Below are 7,187 nucleotides of genomic sequence, written 5' to 3' on the forward strand. Positions count from 1 at the left end.
TCCTCGACCCACAGGTAAACCGACCCCGGATCGCCTTGCAGCGAATGCGGCTCCACGATCCGGGCCTGCAACAGCTTGAACGAGGCCGGCAGCCGGTCGGTGCTGGCCCAGCCGAGCAGCCCGCGCGTGCCGTTGAAGCTGACGATATAGAATGCGCTGGTCATGATCACCGCCAAGGCCTTGGCCGGCCAGGGCAGCCGCGCATAGACCAGCACGACGAGCAGCAGCGCGCCGATCAGCGCGTAGCCGATCGACAGCATGACGATCACCGATTGCAGGCTACTCATGGCGTGGCACCCTGTCGCCGGTCATGCTGACGCCGGTCTTTGGATCCAGATCCGCGCCGTTGCGCGAGACGTTCCGGAATGTCTCCATGAGCGATTTCGGCCGCCGCTGCACGTCGATGACCTTGCCTTCGGCGTCGAGCCAGAAGCGCAACGCGGTCTTTTCGTCGCCGGTGTGATCGACCGTGACCTTGTCGTCGAAAATCACCTGCGCGGTCGGATTGAGCTTCTGCACCTTCACGGTCGCCTGCACCGGCTGTCCGGTCGTCGCCTGGAAGTGCGAGACATTGACGGTGTATTCGCCGCGCACGATGCCGCGCACGGTGACGATCTCCTCGCGGATCGGCGAGGCGATCTTGCGGCCGTTGACGAGGATGAAATCATTGGCGCCGCCGCGATCGTCGCGGTCGAGGGTGAGGAATCCCGCCTCGCGATGCCGGTACCAGGCGATATTGCCGATCGGATCCTGCACGAAGAGATCGAGGTCGTCGGGGTGATTGTCCGGCCAGTCCATCGTGATGATGAATTCGGCCTTGGAATCGACCTTGCCCTCTTTCGAGTCCGGCGAGATCGCGAGCAGCGCCAGGAAGAACAGGAAGGCCACCACCTGCAGCGCCTTGAACAGCATCACGCTGAAGGGATCGAACGGCTCCTCGCGCGGATAGAGACCGAACTCATCCATCATGGCGGCGTTCCAAATGGCTGCGTTCCAAGGCAGGGGTGACGCGCGTCTCGGTCAGCGTCACCGCGTCGGAGAACACCCGCTGGGTCGCCGTATCCAGCATGTAATATTGGATCCGGACCAGGATCGAGCCGACCAGGCCCGCAAGCGTCGTGTACATCGCGACCGCCATGCCGTCGCTCATCAATCCCATCGAGGATTTCATCGCGACCTTGTCGGCGGCATCGAGGCCGGCGATCGGCGCCAGCATAATGATGAAGCCGATGATGGTGCCGAGCAGGCCGAGCTTCATCAGCGTGTCGGAGGCGAAGGCGCCGAACCCGTTGGAGCCGCGCAGGCGATCGGCCAGCGAGCGCAACAGCAGCGTCTGGTCGATGCGTCCTGCGCCTTTCCCGGCCCCCTGGGTTTCGGCCTTGGTCACCAGGCTCTTGATATGGTCCGTCACCAGCCCGGGCGGCAGCACGTTTGCATCGACGGCCAGCGCCTTGCTGCCGTCGGCAGCCGACAGGATCGCGCGGCAGCGCCCGGCCGCGTCGCCTTCGCGCGCGATCTTTCGGGTCCGCCAAAAGCAGTGGCAGGACGTGATGACGTAGAGGACCGCGATGATGCTCGACAGATAGGTGCGATCGGAGCGCACCATCAGGCGGATCAGCCCGTATCGCCACAACAGCACGCCGGCAAAGATCGAAAGGCCGGTGAAGATCATCCAGAACAGCAGCGGCCCGCGCTCCGGCCCGTCGTTGCCTGACGATGCGGCGCTGCCGCCGTTTTTGCGACTCATGACGGTTCGGCTCCCTGGAAGGACGGCTTCTTCGAGCCGTTGACGGGCGGACGCCCGCCCTCAGTTAAACAGAGGCGGCCGCCGCCGTCCAAAGCCATATGCCCACGACCGGTCGGGAAATCTTCCCGAGCATGCTCCGCGGCCAAGCTTGCATTTGGCACCGGACAGCCATGTTGCTATCGTGAGGCAAAGAGTCATGGGGTGAACAGTCTTGCGGTGAGAAGTCTTGCCGCGAAAAGTGTTGCCGCGAAAAGTGATGGAGGTCGTCGGATGCGCCTCGTGCTTCAGCTCATCGCCCGGCTGCTGGCCGTTGTCGTTTTGTGTCTGGGAGCGGCGACCATCTGGGCGACGGTGGACGCCTATCACAGCGTCGATCGCGCGACGGCCGCTTCCGCCGAGCGGGTCTCCCGGGCCATGGAGGCGCTGTACTGGCGCGAATTGCTGCTGCGCAGCAACAGGGAGCGCGAGCATCTGGTGCCGGCCCCCGAGTGGCGCACGATCGAAACCATGAAGCTTATTTCGCCCGGGGTTTGCGTCCGGTTTGAACCGGAGACCGAGGTCGAGAAGCCGCTGTGCGGCCAGGACGCCGGGATCGGCAAGGCGCCGCCGCGCTGGTTCGCGATCATCGTGCGCGGGCTGTTCGGCAATCACGCAGCCGTGGCTCAACCGATCAGCGCCCGCGCAACCAACTCAGGCACGGTATCAGCGATCGCCGATGGCGATGCCGCGATCCGGCTGGCCTGGGACCAGGTCCTCGACGTCATCGACGTCGCGCTGCTGATGGCGCTCGGCATTGCCCTGCTTGCATCATTCGTGATCGCGCAGACGCTGGCACCGGCGCGCTCGATCGTTGTTGCATTGCAAAGCATCGCTGACGGCCGACACCGGACAGCGCTGCCGCGTTTCCGGTCGATGGAGTTTGCGATGATCGGGCGCGCTGTCACCGAACTCGGCGAACGCCTGGCGCAGGCGACGGCGCACCGGGCCTTGTTGACCCGGCGGCTCCTGGAAATTCGCGACGATGAGCGGCGCGCGCTGGCCCGCGAACTGCATGACGAGTTCGGACAAAATCTGACGGCCGTGCTCGCCTTCGCCAGCGCGATCGAGGCGGACAGCGCTGCGGATCACAACAAGGCCCCCAACAAGGCGCGTATCGCACAGGATGCGCGGATGATCTCGCAAGCGACGATGCACCTGATGACATGCCTGCGCGGCACCTTGAACCGGCTGCGCCACCCGCCCGCGGAGGAACTTGGGCTCGAGGCAAGCCTCGTCAGCCTGGTCGACAGCTGGGAAGCGCACAGTGCGACGCGGCCCACGGTCCGGCTCGACCTGCTGGGCGACCTGACCGACGTGCGCGGCTCCGTCGCCACCACGGTCTATCGGATCGCCCAGGAGTGCCTGACCAACTCCTTGCGCCACAGCGCGGCGCGGCAGATATCGCTGCGGATCGAGCGGCGGACCGGCGCGGAAAACGCGCTTCTGATCTGCGTCGAAGACGATGGTGGCGGCGACGCCGCGAAGGTCGCCCAATCCGCCGGCTTCGGCCTGACTGGAATACGCGAGCGCGTGACCGCGCTTGGCGGTTCGCTGTCGATCGCGCGCGCGGCGCGTGGTCTCAGCGTAGCCGCCACGATTCCGATCGCCGCATGATGCCCCGCGTGTCGGTCTCCCAGGCGCCGGGCATTTCGATCCTGCTGGTCGACGACCATCCGGTGGTCCGGCAAGGCTACCGGCGCGTCCTCGAACATCAGCACGACTTCCGCGTGGTCGCGGAGGCCGACAGCGCGACCAGCGCTTACGGTGCCTTCAAGACCCATGCTCCCGACGTCGTGGTGATGGACATCTCGATGCCGGGCGCAAGCGGCCTGGAGGCGATCCGCAACATCCGCGCGCGCGACAGCCGCGCGCGCGTCCTTGTCTTCAGCATGTACAGCGAGCCGGCGCAGGTGAAGGCCGCCTTCAAGTCGGGCGCGAGCGGCTATGTCACCAAGAGCAGCGAACCGGCGACGCTGATCCGGGCGATCCGCACCGTGGCGCGCGGCGAGCGCGCCATGAGCGACGACATCGCCCATGTTCTGGCGGAAGACAGCCTGATGGAGCCGCAATCGCCGCTTGATCTGCTTGGGGAGAGGGAAATCGAGATCCTGCGGCAGCTCGCGGCCGGCTCGACCACGGAACAGATCGCCTCGAGTCTCAATCTCAGCCTGAAGACGGTGCAAAACTATCACTACCTGGTCAAGGCCAAGACCGGCATGCGAACGGACGCGCAGCTGGTCCGGCTGGCTGTCAAATGCGGGCTGACTGAGGTGCAGTAGCGCAGGTGCAAGGGCGCGGCGGCAAAAATCGCCGGCAAAGATGATCAGCGCTTACGCGGGGCTTCCAGGCCCTTCAACAGCAGCGCCAAAAGAGCATCGATCCGGGCGTCGAGCTGCGGATCCTTCCATTCCTCGGCATGGGCGGGATGATGGAAGCGGCAGGTGGCGTCGAACAGCGAGCGCGCGGTCGCTGTGGTATCGGTGACATGGAAGGCGCCCTGTTTTGTGCCCTCGGTCAGGATCTGGGCGATCTGATCGACCAGGCCGTCCTTGTGAGCCCGGACCACCTTGCAGGCCTCCTGCGCCAGCGCCAGATAGGTCGCGAACATCTCGGGATCGTCGCCGACCTTCTTGTGCTTGATCGCGATCATGGTGCGGAGCCAGCGCTCGAGCTTGGCAGGCGCGGGGCCCGCACTGTCTGCAATCTTCTGCAGCGGTGCGTTGACCCGGTCGAGCCAGCGTTTCGCCACCGCCTCGCGCAACGAGGCCTTGCTTGGGAAATGGCGGTAGACGCTGCCGTGGCTGACATCGAGCATACGGGCCACATCCACCACCGTGGCCTTGGCGAGGCCATAGCGGCGCAGAGCGTCCTCGGTCGCTTCAAGTATCCGCTCGGGGGTCAGAACCAGCGTGTCGTTCATGCGCGCACCGTCCGTTTCCTTGCCAGTCTAGCTACCCCAGCCTTTTCCAACAACAAGGCTTTTGAGAAGCGACCTGGCGGGTTGGCGTTGAAGTTCCCCGTTAGCGCGCCAGCTTCTCAGCCCGCGCGGCCAGATGCCGCGCCACGCGGACGTTGAGCCAGCGCTGGATATGAGCAGTCCAATTCAAAATCTCGAAGGTCATAGCGGTCGTCCTCTGCAATTCCGCGGTCCGCGCCCGGTCGGCGGTTCACGCGACGCCCCAGGCATGGCGTCAACGTCTAAATAGGGAGTCCCGATTACAGATTACAATATCTGTCAGTCAATATTACGTGATTGACCGCGCCTTGCGTGACGGATTGGCCGTCCGGCCGGGCCCGGGGGCGCTGCCCGGTGCCACACGCCGGCGTTTGTTCAGGCCCGGCCGCTCTGCTAAAGCACGGCGTAAAAACAATGCTCGGACTCGCGCCTCACATCGTGCCTGGCGCCTCCCTGCGAACCGTCCGGAGACGTTGAATGATCCCCCGCTACACCCGCCCCGAAATGGCTGCGATCTGGGAGGCCCAGACCCGCTTCAAGATCTGGTTCGAGATCGAGGCGCATGCGGCGGACGCGCTGGCGGAACTCGGGGTGATCCCGAAAGAGGCTGCCAGAACGATCTGGGCCAAGGCCAAGGACGCCACCTTCGACGTCGCGCGGATCGATGAGATCGAGCGCGAGACCAGGCACGACGTCATCGCCTTCCTCACCCATCTGGCCGAAATCGTCGGCCCCGAGGCGCGCTTCGTGCATCAGGGCATGACCTCCTCCGACGTGCTCGACACCTGCCTCAACGTGCAGCTCACCCGCGCCGCCGACATTCTGCTCGACGACATCGACCGGGTTCTGGCGGCGCTGAAGAAGCGCGCTCTCGAGCACAAGATGACCCCGACCATCGGCCGCTCCCACGGCATCCATGCCGAGCCGGTCACCTTTGGGCTGAAACTCGCCTATGCCTATGCGGAATTTTCCCGCGCCCGCGCGCGGCTCGCGTTGGCGCGGAAGGAGGTCGCGACCTGCGCGATCTCGGGCGCGGTCGGCACGTTCGCCCAGATCGATCCCCGGGTCGAGGAGCACGTCGCCAAGGCGCTGGGGCTTTCGCCCGAGCCGATCTCGACCCAGGTGATCCCGCGCGACCGCCACGCGATGTATTTCGCGACCTTGGGCGTGATCGCCTCCTCGGTGGAACGTCTCGCCACCGAAATCCGCCATCTGCAGCGCACCGAGGTGCTGGAAGCCGAGGAATACTTCTCGGAGGGGCAGAAGGGCTCCTCCGCGATGCCGCACAAGCGCAACCCGGTGCTGTCGGAAAACCTCACCGGCCTGTCGCGCATGGTGCGCGCCTATGTGACGCCGGCGCTGGAGAACGTCGTGCTCTGGCACGAGCGCGACATCTCGCACTCCTCCGCCGAGCGCATGATGGGACCTGATGCAACAGTCACGCTCGACTTCGCGCTCAATCGCCTGGCCGGCCTGATCGACAAGCTTCTGGTCTATCCGGACAACATGCAGAAGAATCTCGACCGGTTCGGCGGCCTCATCCATTCACAGCGCGTCCTGATCGCGCTGACCCAAAAAGGCGCCAGCCGCGAGGACGCCTACAGGCTCGTGCAGCGCAACGCCATGCCGGTCTGGCGCGGCCAGGGCGATTTCCAGACGCTCTTGAAGCAGGACGCGGATGTGAGGAAATATCTCAGCGACAAGGAGATCGAGGAACAGTTCGACCTCGGCTATCACTTGAAGCACGTCGATACGATTTTTCGGCGCGTATTCGGCGAAGCGTGAAATGGCGCGTAGGGCCGCATCACGGGCGCTCGCCAAATTCGCCGGGCGTTTCAACATCGCCACCCCAGTCCTCCGGAAACAGCCCCGCGCGCGCGTCGCGATGAAACGACGAGTAAGGCCAATCCCGGACGCGGCTGACAAGTCCATGCCGGAGCGGGTTGATGTAGCAATATTCGACATGACGCACGTAGTCGGCTTCATGGCGGATCAAGTGCTCCCAGAACCGCCGTCGCCAGATCCCGCGTTCGCTACGCGCCTTTTGCACCGCGGTGAGTCGTTCCTCTTTAGGAAGCGCTTTCGCAAAGCGGACTCTTGATCAGCCGCCAGCGGATCGAGAAGTCGTTGTCGCCTGGCGGCAAGCTCCAAACCGTATGCAAATGGTCAGGCAAGACAACGAACGCGTCGATCGTGAAGGGAAAACCATGCCGCGTCATCGCGACCGCCTCACGCAGGCCGCCGACCTCATCGACCAGCAAGGTTTGCCGTCGATCCAAAAGTTTGACCGTGAAGAAGAAGCATCCACCTGGAATGAACGCGCGGCGATAGTTGGGCATGCGGGATAGGGTAGCATATTCGGCCCGAGAAGCGGCGGATTACGCCCACAGGGCCCGCGCGCTGCGCGGCCCCCGTGGGCTCCAATCCGCCCGACAGCCTGAGGCT

At 64.7% G+C, this 7,187-nt stretch carries 6 protein-coding genes and 2 pseudogenes; 3 read left to right on the top strand and 5 right to left on the bottom strand.

The annotated features are described in order from the left end of the window. The 3 genes and pseudogenes from WCB02_RS16000 to WCB02_RS16010 form a co-directional block, all read right to left on the bottom strand. Positions 1-287 (bottom strand): annotated as a pseudogene (locus WCB02_RS16000) (hypothetical protein); the annotation flags it as partial. Then, positions 280-969: a hypothetical protein gene (locus WCB02_RS16005; protein WP_423959390.1), complete on the bottom strand. Its 690-nt coding sequence runs from the start codon at positions 967-969 to the stop codon at positions 280-282. The gene WCB02_RS16005 and the pseudogene WCB02_RS16000, both read right to left, overlap by 8 nt. Next, positions 959-1,747 carry a MotA/TolQ/ExbB proton channel family protein gene (locus WCB02_RS16010; RefSeq protein WP_423959392.1) on the bottom strand — a complete coding sequence of 263 codons (789 nt, stop codon included), beginning with the start codon at positions 1,745-1,747 and terminating at the stop codon, positions 959-961. The genes WCB02_RS16005 and WCB02_RS16010 overlap by 11 nt, the downstream gene beginning before the upstream one ends. Before the next feature lie 270 nt (positions 1,748-2,017). Here WCB02_RS16010 and WCB02_RS16015 point away from each other — a divergent pair, with 270 nt between their 5' ends. Continuing rightward, positions 2,018-3,400 carry a histidine kinase gene (locus WCB02_RS16015; RefSeq protein ID WP_423959394.1) on the top strand — a complete coding sequence of 461 codons (1,383 nt, stop codon included), beginning with the start codon at positions 2,018-2,020 and terminating at the stop codon, positions 3,398-3,400. Further along, a complete protein-coding gene (locus WCB02_RS16020; protein ID WP_423959396.1) occupies positions 3,397-4,065 on the top strand; it encodes a response regulator transcription factor in 669 nt (222 codons plus the stop codon). The genes WCB02_RS16015 and WCB02_RS16020 overlap by 4 nt, the downstream gene beginning before the upstream one ends. Positions 4,066-4,109: 44 nt before the next feature. On the opposite strand, the gene WCB02_RS16025 is transcribed toward WCB02_RS16020, so the two are convergent. Beyond that, a complete protein-coding gene (locus tag WCB02_RS16025; protein WP_423959398.1) occupies positions 4,110-4,706 on the bottom strand; it encodes a TetR family transcriptional regulator in 597 nt (198 codons plus the stop codon). Positions 4,707-5,219: 513 nt separating this feature from the next. Between WCB02_RS16025 and purB the strand changes: the two genes are divergently transcribed. Further along, the gene (gene purB / locus WCB02_RS16030) at positions 5,220-6,527 is read left to right on the top strand and encodes an adenylosuccinate lyase (RefSeq protein ID WP_423959400.1); all 1,308 of its coding nucleotides are present in this window, start codon (positions 5,220-5,222) and stop codon (positions 6,525-6,527) included. Between the two features lie 19 nt (positions 6,528-6,546). Here purB and WCB02_RS16035 read toward each other — a convergent pair. Next, positions 6,547-7,081 (bottom strand): annotated as a pseudogene (locus WCB02_RS16035) (REP-associated tyrosine transposase). Positions 7,082-7,187 lie beyond the last annotated feature (106 nt).

This window comes from Bradyrhizobium sp. (assembly GCF_049581145.1).
In the GTDB taxonomy this organism is placed as follows: domain Bacteria; phylum Pseudomonadota; class Alphaproteobacteria; order Rhizobiales; family Xanthobacteraceae; genus Bradyrhizobium.